The sequence below is a fragment of the Pantoea sp. PvP021 genome (assembly GCF_054056055.1).
Map to the genome: position 1 here is coordinate 315,163 of NZ_JBSRXX010000003.1, position 21,360 is coordinate 336,522.

General features: G+C 56.8%; 20 protein-coding genes. 13 read left to right on the forward strand and 7 right to left on the reverse strand.

Going from position 1 to position 21,360, the window contains the following annotated elements; translation table 11 throughout:
* Positions 1 to 2: 2 nt before the first annotated feature.
* The 3 genes from gcvH to ACVKSX_RS13090 all read left to right on the forward strand — a co-directional run bounded on the left by gcvH (position 3) and on the right by ACVKSX_RS13090 (position 4,153).
* Positions 3 to 389 carry a glycine cleavage system protein GcvH gene (gene gcvH / locus ACVKSX_RS13080; protein WP_010248802.1) on the forward strand — a complete coding sequence of 129 codons (387 nt, stop codon included), beginning with the start codon at positions 3 to 5 and terminating at the stop codon, positions 387 to 389.
* Positions 390 to 469: 80 nt separating this feature from the next.
* The gene (gcvP, locus tag ACVKSX_RS13085; RefSeq protein WP_050680494.1) at positions 470 to 3,343 is read left to right on the forward strand and encodes an aminomethyl-transferring glycine dehydrogenase; all 2,874 of its coding nucleotides are present in this window, start codon (positions 470 to 472) and stop codon (positions 3,341 to 3,343) included.
* 66 nt (positions 3,344 to 3,409) lie between these two features.
* Entirely contained in the window at positions 3,410 to 4,153 is a 744-nt protein-coding gene (locus ACVKSX_RS13090; RefSeq protein WP_050680493.1) for an SDR family oxidoreductase, read from the forward strand.
* A 30-nt stretch (positions 4,154 to 4,183) separates the two neighbouring features.
* Here ACVKSX_RS13090 and ACVKSX_RS13095 read toward each other — a convergent pair whose 3' ends face one another.
* Together ACVKSX_RS13095 and ACVKSX_RS13100 are read right to left on the reverse strand one after the other, a co-directional pair.
* The gene (locus tag ACVKSX_RS13095) at positions 4,184 to 5,623 is read right to left on the reverse strand and encodes a 6-phospho-beta-glucosidase (protein WP_124890310.1); all 1,440 of its coding nucleotides are present in this window, start codon (positions 5,621 to 5,623) and stop codon (positions 4,184 to 4,186) included.
* Between the two features lie 115 nt (positions 5,624 to 5,738).
* Positions 5,739 to 6,458, reverse strand: coding sequence for a MurR/RpiR family transcriptional regulator (locus ACVKSX_RS13100; RefSeq protein ID WP_354438835.1), 720 nt, complete (start codon positions 6,456 to 6,458; stop codon positions 5,739 to 5,741).
* Between the two features lie 169 nt (positions 6,459 to 6,627).
* Here ACVKSX_RS13100 and trhA point away from each other — a divergent pair, with 169 nt between their 5' ends.
* Entirely contained in the window at positions 6,628 to 7,293 is a 666-nt protein-coding gene (gene trhA / locus ACVKSX_RS13105) for a PAQR family membrane homeostasis protein TrhA (RefSeq protein WP_033785639.1), read from the forward strand.
* 61 nt (positions 7,294 to 7,354) lie between these two features.
* Here trhA and ygfZ read toward each other — a convergent pair whose 3' ends face one another.
* Positions 7,355 to 8,341, reverse strand: coding sequence for a tRNA-modifying protein YgfZ (gene ygfZ, locus ACVKSX_RS13110; protein WP_354438834.1), 987 nt, complete (start codon positions 8,339 to 8,341; stop codon positions 7,355 to 7,357).
* Positions 8,342 to 8,567: 226 nt separating this feature from the next.
* Between ygfZ and sdhE the strand changes: the two genes are divergently transcribed.
* Together sdhE and ACVKSX_RS13120 are read left to right on the forward strand one after the other, a co-directional pair.
* Positions 8,568 to 8,834, forward strand: coding sequence for an FAD assembly factor SdhE (gene sdhE, locus ACVKSX_RS13115; protein ID WP_010248781.1), 267 nt, complete (start codon positions 8,568 to 8,570; stop codon positions 8,832 to 8,834).
* A complete protein-coding gene (locus ACVKSX_RS13120; RefSeq protein WP_354438832.1) occupies positions 8,809 to 9,219 on the forward strand; it encodes a protein YgfX in 411 nt (136 codons plus the stop codon). Before sdhE ends, ACVKSX_RS13120 begins: the two co-directional genes overlap by 26 nt.
* A 128-nt stretch (positions 9,220 to 9,347) precedes the next feature.
* On the opposite strand, the gene fldB is transcribed toward ACVKSX_RS13120, so the two are convergent.
* Positions 9,348 to 9,866: a flavodoxin FldB gene (gene fldB / locus ACVKSX_RS13125; RefSeq protein ID WP_354438831.1), complete on the reverse strand. Its 519-nt coding sequence runs from the start codon at positions 9,864 to 9,866 to the stop codon at positions 9,348 to 9,350.
* 102 nt (positions 9,867 to 9,968) lie between these two features.
* Here fldB and xerD point away from each other — a divergent pair, with 102 nt between their 5' ends.
* The 5 genes from xerD (at position 9,969) to lysS (ending at position 16,194) form a co-directional block, all read left to right on the forward strand.
* Entirely contained in the window at positions 9,969 to 10,862 is an 894-nt protein-coding gene (xerD, locus tag ACVKSX_RS13130) for a site-specific tyrosine recombinase XerD (protein WP_010248689.1), read from the forward strand.
* Positions 10,863 to 10,883: 21 nt separating this feature from the next.
* A complete protein-coding gene (gene dsbC, locus ACVKSX_RS13135; RefSeq protein WP_010671049.1) occupies positions 10,884 to 11,597 on the forward strand; it encodes a bifunctional protein-disulfide isomerase/oxidoreductase DsbC in 714 nt (237 codons plus the stop codon).
* A gap of 3 nt (positions 11,598 to 11,600) precedes the next feature.
* Positions 11,601 to 13,334, forward strand: a complete 1,734-nt coding sequence (gene recJ, locus ACVKSX_RS13140) for a single-stranded-DNA-specific exonuclease RecJ (protein ID WP_033769918.1) — start codon at positions 11,601 to 11,603, stop codon at positions 13,332 to 13,334.
* 231 nt (positions 13,335 to 13,565) lie between these two features.
* Positions 13,566 to 14,664, forward strand: a protein-coding gene (prfB, locus tag ACVKSX_RS13145) for a peptide chain release factor 2 (protein WP_099257461.1) whose coding sequence is annotated in 2 segments (ribosomal slippage) — positions 13,566 to 13,640 and positions 13,642 to 14,664 — 1,098 coding nt in all. Because the reading frame shifts where the segments join, the coding sequence is not laid out codon by codon here.
* 9 nt (positions 14,665 to 14,673) lie between these two features.
* Positions 14,674 to 16,194 carry a lysine--tRNA ligase gene (lysS, locus tag ACVKSX_RS13150; RefSeq protein ID WP_010248682.1) on the forward strand — a complete coding sequence of 507 codons (1,521 nt, stop codon included), beginning with the start codon at positions 14,674 to 14,676 and terminating at the stop codon, positions 16,192 to 16,194.
* A gap of 300 nt (positions 16,195 to 16,494) precedes the next feature.
* On the opposite strand, the gene ACVKSX_RS13155 is transcribed toward lysS, so the two are convergent.
* Complete coding sequence (locus ACVKSX_RS13155) at positions 16,495 to 17,121, reverse strand: serine protease (protein ID WP_029519406.1); 627 nt, start codon at positions 17,119 to 17,121, stop codon at positions 16,495 to 16,497.
* 361 nt (positions 17,122 to 17,482) lie between these two features.
* Here ACVKSX_RS13155 and ACVKSX_RS13160 point away from each other — a divergent pair, with 361 nt between their 5' ends.
* Positions 17,483 to 18,646 carry an MFS transporter gene (locus ACVKSX_RS13160; RefSeq protein ID WP_033785642.1) on the forward strand — a complete coding sequence of 388 codons (1,164 nt, stop codon included), beginning with the start codon at positions 17,483 to 17,485 and terminating at the stop codon, positions 18,644 to 18,646.
* Here the strand turns inward: ACVKSX_RS13160 and ACVKSX_RS13165 are convergent.
* The gene (locus ACVKSX_RS13165) at positions 18,643 to 19,563 is read right to left on the reverse strand and encodes a LysR family transcriptional regulator (protein WP_010248675.1); all 921 of its coding nucleotides are present in this window, start codon (positions 19,561 to 19,563) and stop codon (positions 18,643 to 18,645) included. The genes ACVKSX_RS13160 and ACVKSX_RS13165 overlap by 4 nt on opposite strands.
* A gap of 102 nt (positions 19,564 to 19,665) precedes the next feature.
* On the opposite strand from ACVKSX_RS13165, the gene lysA reads away from it, so the two are divergent.
* Entirely contained in the window at positions 19,666 to 20,922 is a 1,257-nt protein-coding gene (gene lysA / locus ACVKSX_RS13170) for a diaminopimelate decarboxylase (protein ID WP_010248673.1), read from the forward strand.
* A 32-nt stretch (positions 20,923 to 20,954) separates the two neighbouring features.
* On the opposite strand, the gene ACVKSX_RS13175 is transcribed toward lysA, so the two are convergent.
* Entirely contained in the window at positions 20,955 to 21,263 is a 309-nt protein-coding gene (locus ACVKSX_RS13175; RefSeq protein ID WP_010671044.1) for a PTS lactose/cellobiose transporter subunit IIA, read from the reverse strand.
* Positions 21,264 to 21,360 lie beyond the last annotated feature (97 nt).

Consider the following 21,360-nt stretch of genomic DNA (forward strand, 5'->3'; position numbering starts at 1 on the left):
CAATGAGCAATGTGCCGAATACGTTGAAGTACCGCGACAGCCACGAGTGGGTGCGCAAAGAAGAAGATGGCAGCTACACCGTGGGTATCACTGAACACGCGCAGGAGTTACTGGGCGACATGGTGTTTGTCGATCTGCCGGAAGTGGGCGCGACGTTTGCCGCTGGTGAAGAGTGCGCGGTCGCGGAATCCGTTAAAGCGGCTTCAGATATCTATGCGCCGATCAGCGGTGAGATTGTGGCGGTCAACGAAGCACTGACTGACTCACCGGAGCAGGTCAACAGCGAGCCTTATGAAGGCGGCTGGTTATTCAAAATCAAAGCCAGCGACGCGTCTGAAATCGACACGCTGCTGGATGCAGATGCTTACAAAGCCTCCATCGACGAGTAGTCGTCAGGCGGCCTCACACTGAGGCCGCAGATTTATGTTTGCTCTCCGGTTCCCCCAGCCCGATTCAGGATTTACTGCTAATGACTCAGACTCTCAGCCAGCTTGAACACAACGGTGCATTCATTGAGCGCCATATCGGTCCTTCACCTGAGCAGCAGGCGCAGATGCTTGACGCTATTGGTGCCCGTTCGCTGGAAGCGTTAATCAGCACGATTGTGCCGGCAGACATTCAGCTGCCTGGCCCGCCAGCGGTTGGCGAAGCCGCCACTGAACAGCAGGCTCTGGCCGAACTGAAAGCGATTGCCAGCCAGAATCTGCGTTACAAATCCTGGATCGGTATGGGATACAGCGCGGTGATCACCCCGCCGGTCATCCTGCGTAATATGCTGGAGAATCCGGGCTGGTATACCGCCTATACCCCGTATCAGCCCGAGGTCTCCCAGGGCCGTCTGGAAGCGCTGCTCAACTTCCAGCAACTGACGCTGGATCTTACCGGCATGGATATCGCGTCTGCCTCACTGCTGGACGAAGCGACCGCTGCCGCTGAAGCGATGGCGATGGCAAAACGCGTCAGTAAGCTCAAAAATGCCAATAAATTCTTCATTGCCGATGATATCCATCCGCAGACGCTGGATGTGGTCCGCACCCGTGCGGAGACGTTCGGTTTCGAACTGATTATTGATAGCGCGGACAAAGCGCCCGATCATGACGACCTGTTTGGTGTGCTGCTGCAACAGGTGGGCACCACCGGCGAAGCGCACGATTACAGCGCGCTGATTGCCGGACTGAAAGCCCGCAAAGTAGTGGTCAGCGTAGCGGCGGACTTTATGTCGCTGGTGTTACTGGAAGCGCCAGGCAAACAGGGTGCAGACATTGTCTTTGGTTCAGCTCAGCGCTTCGGCGTGCCAATGGGCTACGGCGGCCCTCACGCGGCCTTTTTCGCCAGCCGCGACGAGCATAAGCGCTCTATGCCAGGCCGTATCATTGGTGTTTCACGTGATGCGGCGGGCAACACGGCGCTGCGTATGGCGATGCAGACCCGCGAACAACATATCCGCCGTGAAAAGGCCAACTCCAACATCTGTACGTCGCAGGTGCTGCTGGCAAACATCGCCGGTCTCTATGCGGTGTTCCACGGCCCGGCGGGCCTGAAACGCATTGCCTCACGCATTCATCGCTTCACCAACATTCTGGCGGCGGGACTGCAACAGGGCGGCCTGAAGCTGCGCCATCAGCACTGGTTCGATACGCTGACGGTGGAAGTGGCGGATAAAGCCGCCGTGCTGAACCGCGCCCTGAGCTTTGGCGTTAACCTGCGTAGCGACATCCATAACGCCGTGGGCATCACGCTGGATGAAACCACCTGCCGCGAAGATATTCTGGCGCTGTTTGCCATTCTGCTGGGTGATGAACACGGTCAGGACCTGGAAAAGCTCGACAGCGAAGTGGCCAGCGAGAGCCACGCGATTCCTGCTGGCCTGCAACGCCACAGCGAGATCCTGACCCATCCGGTGTTCAACCGTCATCACAGCGAAACCGAGATGATGCGCTACATGCACAGCCTGGAGAAAAAGGATCTGGCGCTGAATCAGGCGATGATCCCGCTGGGCTCCTGCACCATGAAGCTCAATGCCGCGGCAGAGATGATCCCGATCACCTGGCCGGAATTTGCGGAGCTGCATCCATTCTGCCCGGCTGAACAGGCTACCGGCTATCTGCAGATGATCGGCCAGCTTTCACAGTGGCTGGTGCAGCTCACCGGCTATGATGCACTCTGTATGCAGCCAAACTCCGGCGCGCAGGGTGAATATGCCGGACTGCTGGCGATCCGCCGCTATCACGAAAGCCGTGGCGAGGGCGATCGTCATCTCTGCCTGATCCCGAGCTCGGCGCACGGGACTAACCCGGCCTCAGCCCAGATGGCGGGCATGGACGTGGTGGTAGTGGCCTGCGATAAACAGGGCAACATCGACCTTGGCGATCTGCGCGAGAAAGCGGCTCAGGCGGGCGACAGGCTCTCCTGCATCATGGTGACTTACCCGTCAACTCATGGCGTTTATGAAGAGACCATCCGCGAAGTGTGCCAGATCGTGCATCAGTATGGCGGTCAGGTCTATCTGGATGGCGCGAACATGAATGCGCAGGTCGGCATCACCACGCCTGGCTATATCGGCGCGGATGTCTCGCACCTGAATCTGCATAAAACCTTCTGCATTCCGCACGGCGGCGGCGGCCCGGGTATGGGACCGATTGGCGTCAAAGCGCACCTGGCCCCGTTTGTGCCGGGACACAGCGTGGTGCAGATTGACGGTGTGCTGACGCAGCAGGGCGCCGTATCCGCAGCGCCGTTTGGCAGTGCATCCATTCTGCCAATCAGCTGGATGTACATTCGCATGATGGGCGCAGAAGGGCTGAAACAGGCCAGCTCGGTCGCGATTCTGAATGCCAACTACATTGCCCGCCGGCTGCAGTCTGCCTATCCGGTGCTCTACACCGGCCGTGACGGTCGCGTGGCGCATGAATGTATTCTCGACATCCGTCCGCTGAAAGAGCAGACCGGCATCAGTGAGCTGGATATTGCTAAGCGCCTGATCGATTACGGATTCCACGCACCAACGATGTCCTTCCCGGTGGCGGGCACCCTGATGGTGGAGCCGACCGAATCGGAAAGCAAAATCGAACTGGATCGCTTTATCGACGCGATGCTGGCGATCCGCATGGAGATTGATCGGGTGACGTCAGGTGAATGGCCGCTGGATGACAATCCACTGGTTAATGCGCCGCATACTCAGCTGGAAATCGTCAGTGAGTGGTCACATCCTTATAGCCGCGAACTCGCAGTCTTCCCGGCGGGCAGCCACAACAAATACTGGCCGACGGTAAAACGTCTGGATGATGTGTTTGGCGACCGTAATCTTTTCTGCTCCTGCGTGCCGATGAGCGACTATCAGTAATTTCCCCGCAGGCAAACGTTAACCATAAAGGGCCGATTCGTCGGCCCTTTATACTGGAGAATCAGCATGAAACTGGCACTGGTTACGGGGGGCAGCCGCGGTATCGGGCGGGCCACAGCGCTGTTACTGGCCGCGCGGGGTTATCGGGTGGCGGTGAACTATCGTCAGCGCGAAGCGGAAGCTCAACAGGTGGTGGCACAGATCCGGCAGCAGGGCGGTGAAGCCTTTGCTGTTCAGGCAGATATCAGTGATGAAGCCCAGGTGATGGCGATGTTTGCGCATCTCGACCAGCAGTCCGAACCGCTGGCGTTGCTGGTGAACAACGCCGGGATTTTGTTTCAGCAGTGTCGCACCGAGCAGCTGGATGCGGCACGCCTGCATAAGGTCTTTGCCACCAACGTGATTGGGTCTTTTCTCTGCTGTCGTGAGGCGGTTAAGCGGATGGGCACGCATCACGGCGGCCAGGGCGGCTCCATCGTCAACGTCTCATCGGCCGCGTCGCGTACCGGTGCGCCTGGCGAATATGTCGATTACGCCGCTTCAAAAGGGGCGATGGACACGCTGACCAGAGGATTGTCGCTGGAAGTGGCGCAGCAGGGGATTCGGGTCAACGGCGTACGTCCGGGATTTATCTATACAGAGATGCATGCCGATGGCGGAGAGCCAGGCAGAGTGGACAGGCTTGCCAGCGTGATCCCGATGGGACGCGGCGGTGAAGCAGAAGAGGTGGCGGAAGCGATCGTCTGGCTGGCCAGCGACGCGGCCTCTTACGTCACTGGCAGCATCATTGACGCTGCCGGTGGGCGTTAACTCACTTCGCCGCTGATGCGGCGTGATGACTTACAGGTTTTCGCCGTTACTGGCGATAACCTGCTGATACCAGCTGAAACTCTTTTTCTTCCCACGAGAAAAATCGCCGCTGCCATCATCGTTTTTATTCACATGAATAAAGCCGTAACGTTTGTCGTACTGGCCGGTGGTAAACGAGACGCAATCGAGGCAGCCCCACGGCGTATAGCCCATTAATTCAACACCATCGTACACCACGGCTTTCTTCATCTCTTCGATATGCGCACGCAGATAGTCGATGCGGTAATCATCTTCAATCACGCCATTGGCGTTTGGCTTATCGATAGCACCAAAGCCGTTTTCAACAATAAACAGCGGCTTCTGGTAACGCTCATACAGCTCGTTCATGGCGTAGCGCAGACCAACCGGATCGATCTGCCAGCCCCAGTCTGACGCTTTCACATGCGGGTTTTTCACCACACCTTCAAAGCCGGTGATCGGATCGTCAACGCCGCTGGCATCGGTCTTCACTGCGTTGCTCATGTAGTAGCTGAAACCGACATAGTCTGCACAGCCCTGGCGCAGCGTCTCGGCATCATCCGCTTCCATCTGAATGTCGTAACCCTTGCGCGCCCACTCTTTCAGGGTGTAGGCCGGATAGTAGCCGCGCATCTGCACGTCACTGAACACATAGCGCTGATGCATCGATTCCTGCGCCAGCACCACATCGTCCGGGTGGCAGGAGAAGGGATAGACCGGCACCATGGCGATCATGCAGCCAATCTGAAAATCAGGATTGATGTCGTGGCCGAGTTTCACCACTTTTGCACTGGCAACAAACTGGTGGTGCATCACCTGATACATCGCCTGTTCAGGTTTCTCATGTTCGGTAAAGATCACGCCTGAACAGCAGTAACCAAACAGCGGATACTGCCAGTTACGCTGGTTGTTGATCTCATTGAAGGTCATCCAGTATTTCACTTTGCTTTTATAACGGTTCAGCACCACTTCGCTGAAGCGCACAAAGAAGTCGACCACTTTGCGGTTGTGCCAGCCGCCATACTCTTTGACCAGGTGATAAGGCATTTCGAAGTGCGAAAGGGTGATGACCGGTTCAATGCCATACTTCAGCAGTTCATCAAACAGGTCGTCATAGAATTGCAGGCCCGCTTCGTTGGGCTGTTGCTCGTCACCGTTAGGGAAGATACGGGTCCAGGCAATCGAGGTTCGGAAACATTTGAAGCCCATCTCGGCAAACAGCGCGACATCCTGTTTGTAGTGGGAGTAAAACTCCACACCCTTGTGGTTCGGGTAGAAATGACCCGGCTGCACGCCGTCGGTGATCACCCGGTCAACGCCGTGTGAACCGCCGGTCATCACGTCAGCAATGCTGACGCCTTTGCCGCCCTGATCCCAGCCGCCTTCAACCTGATGCGCTGCCACCGCTCCGCCCCAAAGAAAGCCTTTTGGTAACTGCAATTCTGCACTCATGCTTCACCCCATTACGGATATTGAAATTGAGCTGAGTGTAGCAAGGCAATAATGAAAGTCACGATATAACAGCGCGGCAATAATTGCGTTTGTTACATCCAAAAAACAGGCTGTTTTATTTCCCCAGCTGGCGGCCGATTGCTTCAATAATATAGGTCACTGGCACCTGAGTCGTAATGTCGGAATTGTCCGCCATACGGATGATGGGCACATGGTAGCAGAGGTTGAAATCACCGATCTTCGCCAGTGAGCAGCTCTCCGTGTTGGTTATCGCAATGATTTTACACTTATTCAGGCTGAACTGGCTGGCAATGCGCAGGATCTCTTCCGTTTCACCGGAGACCGATAAAATAATGGCAATGGCGTTTTCATAGAGATCGGGACTGACCGGATAATAGGGATCGTCAATCGCGTGGCTGAATTTACCGAGGTTAGAGAAAAAGCGTGCGCCATATTTTGCCAGACTGCCGGAGGTGCCGACGCCAATAAAGAAGACCCGCTCAGCCTGATTAATCTTCTGCGCGGCCTCAGCGATGAGCTGTTCAAACTCCGGATTATTGATGCTCTTAAAAAAGCTCAGCATTTCACTGACGCCCGCCGTGTTGAGCATTGGCGCACTTTGCTGTTCGTTTAAGCGCAGGCGGATGCGGAATTCCGACCAGCCTTCACAGCCCATCTTGCGACAGAAACGCAGCACGGTGGTGGTGGAGACGCCAGCCTGCTCAGCCAGCTCGCGGATCGTCATGTAGCTGACGCCTTCGCGGTGCTTAATGATGAACTGATAGACCTTCATTTCCAGATCGTTAAGGCGGGCGAGATCGCTATGCGAAAACATGAATGACTCATTGAACAGTTGACTGGCGGCCAGTTTACCAGATTCATCACCCGGTTTAAGGGATAGTGAATTTCACCAGGATAATTTTAGCGTACAAGTGTACACTGAAAAAAGTGTTGGCTACGCTGGATAACGATATCACTGCTATGGAGCTGATCAGGAACCTGTTATGACCCCCACACTCTCTCACAAACATCAACACGCTGCGGGCTATTCGTTCGCCGAGGAAATTGCCAACAGTATCAGTCACGGTCTTGGCTGCCTGTTCGGTATCGTCGGACTGGTGCTGATGCTCAATCAGGCAACGGAGAGGCAGGCCGACACCCTCACTTTTATCAGTTACAGCCTCTATGGTGGCAGCATGATCCTGCTGTTTCTGGCCTCGACGCTCTATCACGCTATTCCGGCTGGCCCGGCCAGACCCTGGCTGAAAAAGTTTGATCACTGCGCCATCTATCTGCTGATTGCTGGCACCTATACGCCGTTTCTGCTGGTCGCGCTGAGGACGCCGCTGGCGTATGGATTAATGGCGGTGATCTGGGGGCTGGCGCTGGCCGGTATCCTGTTCAAGCTCACGATTGCGCATCGCTTTAAAGCGCTGTCGCTGGTGACTTATCTCTGTATGGGGTGGCTGTCGCTGATTGTGGTTTATCAGCTGGCGATGATCCTGCCGCCGGGCTGCATCTGGCTGCTTGCCGCAGGCGGGATTATCTATTCGCTGGGGGTGATTTTCTATGTGGCGCGCCGTATTCCGTTTAACCACGCCATCTGGCATCTGTTCGTGCTGGGCGGCAGTCTCTGCCACTTCTGCGCTATCTACTTTTATGTGCGCTAAATTGAGCCTGCTCTGAATTGTGGCACTGGCCCTTCCCTTAGCGGAAGGGCCATACGCTCAATCAGCTTTCATCCAGCGAGTAGGGCAGTGGCTGAATGGTCAGATGTCCGCCTTCATCACCTTCCACCCGCAGCACGCTGTCCGGCTCCAGATCGTTATTCATCACGACCTGAATCCAGCTAATCCCGTCATCTAACTGCACCGCAGCCAGCACGCTGCCGGTTCGACGCCAGCGTTCACCCATCTGCAACTCCAGCGGGGCATTGGCTTCGGGCAGATGACTTGCCTGACCCGCCAGCCAGTAGAGCGCGCGTTTATTGGCGCCGCGATATTTCGCCCGAGCCACCATCTCCTGACCGGCATAACACCCTTTTTTAAAGCTGATAGCATCCAGCGCCTGCAGGTTGGTGGCCTGCGGAATAAACTGCACGCTGGTGGCGGGATCGATCACCGGAATGCCCGCTTCAATATCCAGCGCCAGCCACTGCTGACTGTCATTGAACTGTGCATCGTCATTGAGCTTCTGCTTCAGCGCTTCTGCCTGGGCCAGCGAAGTGACAATCAGAAAACGTTCGGCCGGATGGGCAAACCACAGCAGCGTGGTTTCTCCCTGCTGCACCACCGGTTTTTCGCTGTCGGGCAGGCTATCAAACAGATTTGCCAGCGCGGCGCGCGCCTGAAAACCGGCCACGCCCAGCAATACTGACTCATCATCAGCCACCATCGACACTTTCGAAAACACGGCGTATTTCTTTAACTCGGGCAGCTGGGTGTCGCGCAGCTCACGACGGATCAGATAAGCATAGCCTTCACCGCGATGGAACAGGCGCATATTGCTCCACATTTTGCCTTTAGCATCGCAGTGTGCGGCGAGCGAATGGTGGTCGGCATCCAGCGTGGCGACATCCAGCGTTAACTGACCCTGCAGGTAAGAGGTGCTGTCGGCACCAGTAATGGAAACCAGCGCCCAGCTATCCAGTGACATCAGGGTTAACGGCAGACGAGACGACGCGGCAGGCTGGCGCGGCGGTAAAGTAAATGTGGGCATGGAGATATCCTGTATAAGAAGGTTCATCCGGAATAATATCTTCAATGTTAAAAGAGCCGACTGGCAATGCAACCTGTTTACGGAAAACGGCGCACAAAAGGCGTGATAACCCTGAAAAGATCCAGCCTGAAATGTGGCAGGTTGCACAGCATGCGACGCTGCGCCTGCGAGCCGCATTAAACCAGGTTACACTAGGCGCCACGTTGTGAATTGTGGAAATTGATGCATGGATATTAATGATAAATCACGCATTCAGTGGGCCTGCCGTCGCGGCATGCTGGAACTGGATGTGGCTATTATGCCGTTCTTCAAATTTGAGTATGAGACGCTGAGCGACACCGATAAGCAGGTCTTTGTGGATTTGCTAAAGAGTGACGATCCCGATCTGTTTAACTGGCTGATGAATCACGGTGAGCCAAAGGATCCGGAGCTTAAGCGGATGGTGAACCTGATCCAGCAGCGTAACCATGCTCGCGGCCCGGTGGCAATGTAAGCTGCGGCCCTCTCGTCTGGCGTGCGGGTTAGTCTGCGCCTGGCTGATAGCAGCCGTGACTGGCGTGGTGCTGATGACGCTGCCTGCAGGCGGCTGGCTGGTTAAAGCGCCGATTATTCTGCTGTTGCTGGCTGAGGGCTGGCGCAGCGTTTGGCGATTGATTCAACGGCACGGTACGTTACATCGGGAAAGCGTCCATTGCTGGATCTGGCAGGGAAAACGCTGGCGGCCAACTCAGCCACTACGCTGGTTACCCGTTGGCGTGCTGCTGGTGGCGAAGAGCGAACAGGGTGCCACGCTGCGCTGGTGGCTGATGCAGGACAATATGCAGCCTGGCGAATGGCGGGCGTTACGCGCCTGCTGCTTCAGCCCGGCGCGGCATTAATGGCAGCAGTGCAGGCAAGAGCGTCTGAAGCCGTTCATCTGCCTGCACTGCGGTTCAATAATGACAGGCAAGAGCGATTAAAGCCGCTCACCTGTTCAGGCTACGGTTCGACACCGGCAGAAGGGCCGTCAGAGCAGTCCGGCGGTTTCGGTTAACACCTGCTCGCACCACTGCTCAACGCGCTCATCGGTGACCTCAAACTGATTCACATCATCAAGCGCCAGACCCACAAACTGCGAGCCATCTGCACTCAGCGGTTTCGGGCTGGTGAACTCATAGCCTTCAAGCGGCCAGTAGCCAACAAAACGTACTCCCATCGGCTGCAGCAAATCGTGCAGCATGCCGAGCGCATCTAAAAACCACTCGCCATAGCCAATCTGATCGCCCATGCCATACAGTGCGACAATCTTGTTTTGCAGATTCAGCGCAGGCAACTGCGGCCAGCTCGCCTCCCAGTCCTCCTGCAACTCACCGAAATCCCAGGTCGGGATGCCCATGATCAGCAAATCGTACTGCTCCATCAGGCGCGGGTCGTCATCTTTCACGTTATGCAGCGTCACTAACTCTTCGCCAATAAAATCGCGAATTTTCTCCGCTACGATTTCGGTGTAACAGGTACTGGAACCGTAAAAAAGACCGATTTTCATGCAGATAACACTCTGTAAATACTGACTTTGGCGCAATTGTACCAGAAGCGCTGCTGAATCAGGCATAATGAGCATGATTTTACACCAGACGGCGGAGATAACGTGCAGGACAGCGATCTGACAGAACAGTTTCTTGATGCGCTCTGGATTGAACGCAATCTGGCGCAGAACACTCTCTCCTCTTATCGCCAGGACCTCCAGACGCTGACCGGATGGCTGGCGCATCATCAGCTGACGCTGCTTAGCGTGGCGCCGCTGGATCTGCAGCAGTTTCTGGCTGAACGGCTGGAGGGAGGCTACAAGGCGACCAGCTCAGCGCGGTTGCTCAGCGCCATGCGTCGCCTGTTCCAGTATCTTTATCGCGAAAAGCTGCGCCCGGACGATCCCAGCGCGCTGCTGTCAGCACCAAAACTGCCGCAGCGTTTACCGAAAGATCTCAGTGAGGCGCAGGTCGAGCGACTGTTGCAGGCGCCGAATATCGATATCCCGCTGGAGCTGCGCGACAAAGCGATGCTGGAGCTTCTCTACGCCACGGGCCTGCGCGTCTCCGAACTGATTGGCCTGACGCTCAGCGACATCAGCCTGCGCCAGGGCGTTGTCCGGGTTATCGGTAAAGGGGATAAAGAGCGGCTGGTGCCTTTAGGTGAAGAAGCGGTTTACTGGCTGGAGCAATATATGGAACATGGTCGTCCGTGGCTGCTCAACGGTCAGACGCTGGACGTGATGTTTCCCAGTAATCGGGCGCAGCAGATGACGCGGCAGACCTTCTGGCATCGCATCAAGCATTACGCCACGCTGGCGGGGATCGACAGCGAAAAGTTATCACCGCATGTGATGCGCCATGCCTTTGCGACCCATCTGCTGAACCACGGTGCCGATCTGCGTGTCGTACAGATGCTGCTGGGACACAGCGATCTCTCCACCACCCAAATTTATACGCACGTCGCCACTGAGCGCCTGCGTCAGTTGCATCAACAACACCATCCGCGGGCCTGAACCGCGGCGATAAGGACAAAAATGAACAAGCATTTTGCCATGCTGGCTCTTTTAGCCAGCGCCTTTTCCGGTCTCGCACAGGCCGATGACAGCGCCATTCAGCAATCACTTAAAAAGCTTGGTCTGAACCAGACGGAGATCAGCCCGTCACCGCTGCCGGGTTTTAAAACCGTGCTGTCAGAAAGCGGCGTGCTTTACGTGACCGACGACGGCAAACATATGATCCAGGGCCCGCTCTATGACGTCAGCGGCAAACAGCCGGTCAACGTCACCAACCAGCTGCTGGACAAAAAAGTCGAAGCGCTGGTGCCGGAGATGATCGTCTACAAAGCGCCTAAAGAGCAGCACGTGATCACGGTCTTTACCGACATCACCTGTGGCTACTGTCACAAGCTGCACGAGCAGATGGCGGACTACAATGCGCTGGGCATCACCGTGCGCTACCTGGCGTTTCCGCGTGAAGGGCTGAATGGTCAGATTGAGCCAGCGATGAAAGCGATCTGGTGCAGCGCCGACCGCAATAAAGCGTTTGATGAGGCGATGAAAGGCAATGCGCCGAAGATGGCCGCACCAGACAGTTGCAAAATCGATATTGCCCAGCACTATAAGCTTGGCGTGCTGTTCGGCATTCAGGGCACGCCCGCGATGCTGACTGACAGCGGCATGATGATCCCAGGTTATCAGTCGCCGCAGGAGCTGAAGCAGGTGCTGGACAATCAGAAGCGTGGTGGTTAATCGGTGGTAAAACAGGATGTGGAACTCCGTCGCCGTGAGGTGACGGTTGATGATGCGCTTCCGGCGACGCTGCCGCCGCTGCTGAAACGACTCTATCTGCAACGCGGCGTGCGCGACGCGGCAGAGCTGGAGCGCGGGGCGAAAAACCTGCTGCCGTACCAGTCTTTAAGCGGGATTGAGAGCGCAGTGGAACTGCTGCACCAGGCGCTGCTGGATGGGCGTCGCATTATGGTGGTGGGCGACTTTGATGCCGATGGCGCGACCAGTACCGCGCTGACGGTCATGGCGCTGCGCAGCATGGGCGGCGGCAACGTGCAGTATCTGGTGCCTAACCGCTTTGAAGATGGTTATGGCCTCAGCCCTGAAGTGGTTGAGCAGGCGCGGGCGCGCGGCGCGGCGATGATCCTGACCGTCGACAACGGCATCTCCTCCCACGCCGGCGTTGAATGTGCCCATCAGCACGGGATTCCGGTACTGATTACCGACCACCACCTGCCGGGCGAGACCTTACCGGCCGCTGAGGCGATCGTTAATCCCAATCTGCCGGACTGCAACTTTCCCTCACGTGCACTGGCGGGCGTGGGCGTTGCGTTCTATCTGATGCTGGCGCTGCGCGCCCATCTGCGCACCCAGGGCTGGTTTGGTGCCACCCGCACTGAACCCAATCTTGCAGAGATGCTGGATCTGGTGGCGCTCGGCACGGTTGCCGACGTGGTGCCGCTCGACGTCAACAACCGCATTCTGGTGTGGCAGGGACTCAGCCGCATCCGGGCTGGAAAATGCCGGCCAGGCATCCGGGCGCTGCTGGAGATTGCTAATCGCGATGCGCGTCAGATGGCGGCCAGCGATCTCGGCTTTGCGCTGGGGCCACGGCTCAATGCCGCAGGCCGGCTCGACGATATGTCGGTGGGCGTGGCGCTGTTAATGACTGAGGATCTCAGTCAGGCACGGATGTTAGCCAGTGAGCTGGACGCGCTGAACCAGACGCGCAAAGAGATAGAGCAGGGCATGCAGAGCGAAGCGCTGGCGCTGTGTCAGGCGCTGGAACGTGAGCAGCGCGATCTGCCGCTGGGGCTGGCTTTTTATCATCCCGAATGGCATCAGGGGGTGGTGGGGATCCTCGCCTCCCGTCTGAAAGAGCGTTTCCATCGTCCGGTGATTGCCTTTGCTCCGGCGGGCGACGGCACGCTGAAAGGCTCAGGCCGCTCAATTGCCGGTCTGCATCTGCGCGACGCGCTGGAGCGTCTGGATACGCTGAATCCCGGCCTGATGCTGAAGTTCGGCGGTCATGCCATGGCGGCAGGCTTATCACTGGAAACCGCACGCTACGAGGAGTTTCGTCAGCGCTTTGCCGATCTGGTCGGTGAGTGGCTGGATGGCGAATCTCTGCAGGGCATCATCTGGTCAGATGGTGCGTTGCAGCCGCAGGAGTTTTCGCTGCAGACCGCTGAGATGCTGCGCGAAGCGGGGCCCTGGGGCCAGGCGTTCCCGGAACCCGCTTTTGACGGCAAATTTAAGCTGCTGCAACAGCGGCTGGTGGGCGAGCGACATCTGAAAGTGATGGTCGAACCGCTGGACGGCGGTCCGCTGATCGACGGGATCGCCTTTAATGTCGATACCACCCTGTGGCCCGACAGCAGCATTCGCCAGGTCGAACTGGCCTATAAGCTGGATATCAATGAGTACCGTGGTAACCGCTCGGTACAGCTGATCATTGACCATATCTGGCCGCTTTGATTTTTCTAAGGCGCGCGCGTCTCCGGTCACTGCAGAGGCGCGTCAGCCTGTTTTTTCCCTGCGTTAACCTGCTGTACGAGCGGTTGTCGTCGCGGCCCGATAAGCAAATGCAACGCGTCACGCCGCCCCGGCATCAGCCCGCTGTCTCAGCGCTACAAACTGCCGCCAGTTTCGGGTAAACTTGTGCGTTAAATTTCCTGTCCCATCGAACATAAGAAAGACGCTAAAGCCATGTTTGAAATCAACCCGGTCAAAAACCGTATTCAGGACCTCAGTGAGCGCAGCGACGTTCTTCGGGGGTATCTTTGACTACGATGCCAAGAAAGAACGCCTCGAAGAAGTAAACGCCGAGCTGGAACAGCCCGATGTCTGGAACGAACCTGAGCGTGCTCAGGCGCTGGGCAAAGAGCGCTCCTCGCTGGAAGCGATCGTGCAGACGCTGGATCAGATGTCGCAGGGCCTGGAAGATGTGCAGGGTCTGCTTGAACTGGCGGTAGAAGCGGAAGACGAAGAGACTTTCGACGAAGCGGTTGCCGAGCTGGATGTCCTTGAGGGCAAGCTGGGCGAGCTGGAATTCCGCCGCATGTTCTCTGGCGAGTATGACAGCGCCGACTGCTACATCGATCTGCAGGCGGGTTCCGGCGGCACCGAAGCGCAGGACTGGGCCAGCATGCTGATGCGTATGTATCTGCGTTGGGCTGAAGCCAAAGGCTTCAAAACCGAAATTATCGAAGAGTCTGAAGGTGAAGTTGCAGGCATTAAATCTGTGACCATTCGCGTGTCAGGCGACTACGCCTTTGGCTGGTTGCGTACAGAAACCGGCGTGCATCGCCTGGTGCGTAAGAGCCCGTTTGACTCCGGCGGCCGTCGTCACACCTCCTTCAGCTCAGCCTTTATCTATCCGGAAGTGGATGACGATATTGATATCGACATCAACCCAGCCGATCTGCGCATTGACGTCTATCGTGCGTCAGGGGCGGGCGGCCAGCACGTTAACCGGACGGAATCTGCGGTACGTATTACCCATATTCCAACCGGTACCGTCACCCAGTGTCAGAATGACCGTTCTCAGCACAAGAACAAAGATCAGGCGATGAAGCAGATGAAAGCGAAGCTGTACGAGCTTGAGATGCAGAAGAAAAACGCTGAGAAACAGGCGCTGGAGGACAATAAGTCCGACATCGGCTGGGGAAGTCAGATCCGTTCTTACGTTCTCGATGATGCACGCATCAAAGATCTGCGCACCGGCGTAGAGACGCGTAACACCCAGGCGGTGCTGGACGGCGACCTGGATCGATTCATTGAAGCTAGTTTAAAAGCAGGGTTATAAGGAACCGACATGTCTGAACAACAACCGCAGAGCGCTGATGCCGCCGTTGAGTTAAATAACGAACTGAAAGCGCGTCGCGAAAAGCTGAGCGTGCTGCGTGCAAATGGCGTGGCGTTTCCTAACGATTTTCGTCGTGACAGCCTCTCAAACCAGCTGCATGAGAGCTATGGCGAGAAGAGCAACGAAGAGCTTGAAGATCTCGGCATCGAAGTCAGCGTTGCCGGACGTATGATGACCCGTCGTATCATGGGTAAAGCCTCTTTCGTGACCCTGCAGGATGTGGGTGGCCGGATTCAGCTTTACGTCTCGCGTGACGATCTGGCTGAAGGCATCTACAACGAGCAGTTCAAAAAGTGGGATCTCGGCGATATCCTGGGCGCGCGCGGCAAACTGTTCAAAACCAAAACCGGCGAACTGTCGATTCACTGTTCTGAACTGCGCCTGCTGACCAAAGCACTGCGTCCGCTGCCGGACAAGTTCCACGGCCTGGCCGATCAGGAAACGCGCTACCGTCAGCGTTACCTTGATCTCATCGCCAACGAGGAATCGCGCAACACCTTCAGAATTCGTTCGCAGATCATGGCCGGTATTCGCCAGTTCATGGTGGGCCGCGACTTTATGGAAGTGGAAACCCCGATGATGCAGGTGATCCCTGGCGGCGCGTCTGCGCGTCCGTTCATCACCCATCACAATGCGCTGGATATCGACATGTATCTGCGTATCGCTCCAGAGCTTTATCTGAAGCGTCTGGTGGTGGGCGGATTCGATCGCGTGTTCGAGATCAACCGTAACTTCCGCAACGAAGGTATTTCGCCACGTCATAACCCAGAGTTCACCATGATGGAACTCTATATGGCTTATGCGGATTACAAAGATCTGATCGAGCTGACCGAAAGCCTGTTCCGTACGCTGGCGCAGGATGTGCTGGGCAGCACCGTGGTGCCTTACGGCGAGCAGGAGTTTGATTTCGGTAAGCCGTTTGAAAAACTGACCATGCGTGAAGCGATCAAGAAATACCGTCCGGAAACGGATCTGGCCGATCTGGAAGACTTTGATAAAGCGGTGGCGATTGCTCAATCACTGCACATCAAGGTTGAGAAAAGCTGGGGTCTGGGCCGTGTCGTAACCGAAATCTTTGAAGAGACCGCAGAAGCGCATCTGATTCAGCCGACCTTCATCACTGAATATCCGGCTGAAGTCTCTCCGCTGGCCCGTCGTAACGACGAGAACCCGGAAATCACCGATCGCTTTGAGTTCTTCATTGGCGGTCGTGAAATCGGTAACGGCTTCTCCGAGCTGAACGATGCGGAAGATCAGGCTGAGCGTTTCCTGCAGCAGGTGAATGCCAAAGATGCTGGCGACGACGAAGCGATGTTCTACGACGAAGACTATGTCACCGCACTGGAGCACGGTCTGCCGCCAACCGCCGGTCTGGGTATCGGTATTGACCGTATGGTGATGCTGTTTACCAACAGCCACACTATCCGCGATGTGATTCTGTTCCCGGCACTGCGCCCAGGCAGCAAGTAATCGTTATGAGTCGCTGTCAGGCCTGATCTTCAGGCCTGACAGCGTGATGACAAAGCCGAATCAGAGTGAATTTGGCAGCAACTGATAAACTCACGGCACAGGGAACACGGTCAGAAGAGGAAAGCGTCCCGCGCCATGGATGGCGTGGGCCGAGCGGTCATGGATGACAGTTTTTGCGTCTTTCCGATCTGACCGTGTTACCTGTGCAGGCTCGGTCTTACAGCGAACCAGGCCCGACTTTGTCACCAAGCTTAAGGCCGGAAATTCCGGCCTTTTTTACATCTGTTCGTTTAGCAGATATCAGGATTTAATCGCCTGATCCAGCCATGTCTGAAATCGCGAGTAAGGCACATAGAGCGCAACGTTCTTATAGAGTGTCTTACCGCTGACATTGTCGTTGATGTTATTGCTGTAGCCAATAATCACGCCCGCCAGCGTATCATCAGAGGCGTTATAGACTGCGCCGCCCGACATCCCTTTAACCACCCCCGCATTCGCCGCCACCACGACGCAGTCTGATTTGTTCCAGCTGTTCGCCAGCGTGGTATTGATCAGGTTCTGCCCGCTGGAACTGACCGGCATGGCCGAAATAAAACTGTAGCCGTAGAGATTGACCTGATCGCCGATGTGGCTGTTACGAAAGTTGGGTGGCAGGTTCATTTCGCTGTTTTTGTGGTAGACCACGGCCAGATCGCATTGCGGATGCCAGGCTTTGACCCGGTAAAGCGAAAACTTTGCCACATGTGCGGCGGTCAGGCTGTACTCCGGCGTCAGTGGGATGGTGGTACCGAGCGTGCCTAAACCCAGCACGGTGGGAATACCGGTCACGGTCATATCCACCCGTTTTTCAGCTTCTTTACTGTACTCATAATGACCCACCGAGCAGCCGGTTAAGCCAAACACCATTAAGGCTATGAGTCGTTGCATTCTCTCTCCCTGCGTCAGAAGTTGATCACATCACCTGGCAATTGATTAGGGATATATCGGCAACGTTAAGGATTTATTAATTAAATACGCACTAAAAAGCGTAACGGGTTCGCGGGAAATGACAACCTGACCCTGGGTCATGTGCGCTTTAACGGGCTTAGCCAGCAGGCTGACAAAGCCATTTGTTCCGGCAAAGCAGCAGGATTATTGCGGCCCCGGCAATAATCCTTTGCTGCGCGCAGGCTATGTCGCGCATCAGCACTGTGCTGTAATGCTCACCGTGACGCAGATCAAATTTTAATAAGCGTCGAAGGGCTGCGCGTCTGTGCAGTTCACCTGCAAATGATATTGGGAGAGTGTTATGCCTGTAGCATTAATGGCGCTGGCGTTGAGTGCGTTCGCCATCGGAACCACTGAGTTTGTCATTATGGGATTGCTGCCGGAGGTGGCGCGTGACCTTCAGGTGTCGATTCCGTCGGCGGGCTGGCTGATCAGCGGCTACGCGCTGGGCGTGGCGATTGGTGCGCCGATTATGGCGCTGCTTACCGCCAGGCTGCCGCGTAAAAAAACGCTGATTCTGCTGATGGTGATATTTATTGTCGGCAACCTGCTGTGTGCGCTGGCTTACAACTATAACCTGCTGATGCTGGCACGCATCGTCACCGCGCTTTGTCACGGTGCCTTCTTCGGTATTGGCGCGGTGGTCGCCGCCAGTCTGGTACCAGCCGGTCGTCAGGCTTCCGCTGTCGCACTGATGTTCACCGGACTGACCTTAGCCAACGTGCTGGGCGTTCCGCTGGGGACCAGTTTCGGACAGATGTTTGGCTGGCGAGCCACCTTCTGGGGCGTGGCTGTGATTGGCGTGCTGGCGTTTATCGCCCTGATCGTGAGTCTGCCCAACAATAAACAGGAAAAGCCGGTTCACCTGGCGAGTGAAATTGGGGCACTGGCCAACGGGAAACTGTGGCTGTCGCTGCTGATGACGGTGTTCTTTGCCGCGGCGATGTTTGCGCTGTTCAGCTACATTGCGCCGCTGCTGCTAGAGGTGACGGGCATCAGCGATCGCGGCGTCAGCTGGACGCTGTTCCTGATTGGCGCAGGCCTGACGGTCGGTAACATTCTTGGCGGCAAACTGGCCGACTGGAAAGTCTCCTTTAGCCTGATCCTCAGCTTCTCCCTGATCGCCATCTTCTCGCTGCTGTTCAGCTGGACCAGCCATGCACTGTGGCTGGCAGAGATCACCCTGTTCCTGTGGGCGATGGCGACCTTTGCGACGGTGCCGGGCCTGCAGATCAACGTGGTACGTCATGGCAAAGAGGCGCCTAACCTGGTCTCAACCCTGAACATTTCGGCGTTTAACGTGGGCAATGCGCTGGGTGCCTGGGTCGGCGGTGCGGTGATTGGCCGTGGATATGGCCTGACGGCGGTGCCGGTTGCTGCCGCTGCGCTGGCGGCAATCGGCCTGCTGATCTGTCTGATCACCTTCCGCAAATCGGGCCGCGCAACCGCCAGGGTTCGCGCTTAAGCCAGGCGGGCGGCGATGCGTGCCGGAAAGTCAGCCACCTGCCGTTGCAGATGGCTGACAAAGGCATCGACCAGCGCCGATGCAGGGCGGTGCTGCGGCCTCACCAGGCTGACGGTAAACGGAACCGCCACGCTGAACTTACGCATCACCACACCGCTGTCGGCGTAATCCAGCGCCGTCAGCGGATTCACAATTGAAATGCCCACGCCCGCTCTGACCATGGCGCACACCGAAGCGGCACTGTGCGTCTCCATCACCAGCCGCCGCTCGACTCCCTGCTCATGAAACAGCGCATCCAGCAACTGACGATAGCTGTCACTGCGCGACAGGCTCACATACTGTTCGCCCGCAAAATCGTGCGGCGTCAGCTCTGAACGCTGACTCAGAGGGTGATGCTGAGGCAATACACACACTTCATCGCAGGTCAGCAGGGCGAGACGGTCAGTGCCGGCCGGAGCGTGCTGGGTTTCGGTTAAGCCGATATCGTAGCGCTGTGCTGACAGCCACTCCTCCAGCAGCGGCGACTCCTGCGGAATCACATTCAGGCTCACATCCGGGTAGCGCTGTAAAAAGGGCTGACACAGTGGTGGCAGCAGCGACTGCGAAAAAACGGGCAGGCAGGCGATCGACAGCTCACCCTGACGGAACTGGCGCAGCCCTTCAGCCGCTTCCATGATGCGATCCAGTCCGTACCAGGATCGCTGCACCTCTTCGAAAAGACGCAATCCCTGCACCGTCGGTTGCAGGCGACCACGAACCCGTCCGAACAACTCTAATCCCAGCTGCTGCTCCAGGCGTGCCAGCTCCCGGCTCACCGTCGGCTGTGAGGTGTGCAGCAGTGTCGCGGCCTGAGTCAGATTGCCGCTGGTCATCACCGCATGAAAAATCTCGATATGCCGCCAGTTAATGTTCGCCACGCACCCTTCCTATATCCATTCTGCATAGATGCTATTAAAACAGATATTTTTCGCTATGACACGATTCTGGCTTAATGCAGCTATTGCCACAGGAGAATTGCCATGCCACGTTCCTTACAGAGTACCGAAACCGCACTCAGCGCCGCTAACCTGCTGCCGCTGGCACGCCGCTACGCCGGGCCATTCTGGGCTTATGATGCGCAGATTATTCAGGCGCGTATTGCCCAGCTGCAGGCATTTGATGTGGTGCGCTTTGCGCAGAAGGCCTGCTCGAATACGCATATCCTGCGCCTGATGCGCGCAGCAGGCGTGAAAGTGGACTCGGTATCGCTGGGTGAGATCGAACGTGCGCTGGCCGCGGGTTACCAGCCTGGCGGTGATGAGATCGTCTTTACCGCGGATCTGTTCGATCAGCCGACGCTGGAGCGGGTGACCGCGTTAAAGGTGCCGGTTAATGCCGGATCGATCGATATGCTGCATCAGCTCGGCGCGGTCTCACCGGGACATGCGGTGTGGCTGCGGGTCAATCCTGGTTTTGGTCACGGCCACAGTCAGAAAACCAATACCGGTGGCGAAAACAGCAAGCACGGGATCTGGCATGCCGATTTAGCCGAGGCGCTGGCGGCGATTAAGCAGCACGGCTTGCAGCTGGTGGGCATTCATATGCATATCGGCTCAGGCGTCGATTATGCGCATCTGCAGCAGGTCTGTGATGCGATGGTTGAACTGGTGATGGCGTCGGGTCAGGATCTGACCGCGATCTCTGCGGGCGGCGGCCTCTCTGTGCCTTATCGCTATGGCGAAGAGGCGATCGATACCGATCACTATTTCGGCCTGTGGGATGCAGCGCGGCAGCGTATCGCTCAGCATCTGGGTCACGCGATAAAGCTGGAGATCGAACCGGGCCGTTTCCTGGTGGCCGAGGCCGGTGTGCTGGTCTCTCAGGTTCGGGCGGTTAAGTCGATGGGCAGCCGTCACTTCGTGCTGGTCGATGCCGGTTTCAGTGACCTGATGCGTCCCTCCATGTATGGCAGCTATCACCATATCTCGCTGATGGCGGGCGATGAGCGGGCCATTGATGAGCAGCAGACTATCGACACCGTGGTCGCTGGCCCGCTGTGCGAATCGGGTGATGTCTTTACCCAGCTGGAGGGCGGCATGGTCGAACCACGCGCGATTCCGGCGGCAAAGGTTGGCGATTACCTGGTGTTCCACGACACCGGTGCTTACGGTGCATCCATGTCCTCTAACTACAACAGCCGTCCGCTGATCCCGGAAGTGCTGTTTGAGCAGGGCCAGCCGCGCGAGATCCGCCGCGCGCAGACTATTGAGTCGCTACTGGCACTGGAAATCAGCTAATCACCTCGCTCAGGCGGCCGGCGCGCCGCCTGTCAGCCATAGATCTCTTTGCGCAGCATGACCAGCTCCTCTGCCAGCTCGCGGCACAGCATTGCATTCATCAGATGATCCTGCGCATGCACCAGAATCAGCGTGACCGGCAATTTTCCGCTTCCCTCGTCTGCACCAATCAACGCGGTCTGAATTTTATGTGCCGCTTTTGCCGCGGTATCTGAAGCTGCCAGCGCCGCGTCAGCCCCGGTCCAGTCGCGTTTGCGCGCACACTGAATCGCCATCATCGCCGACGAACGGGCTTCCCCTGCATTGATCAGCAATTCCATCATGGTCTGTTCGTAATCCATAACGCCTCCGCTATTGGTATGCCAAATTGGCCGTTTTAATCATACTGGAATGCCAATAAACGTTTCCGGGAGGTTCGTCACAGAAAAAACCGAGGAT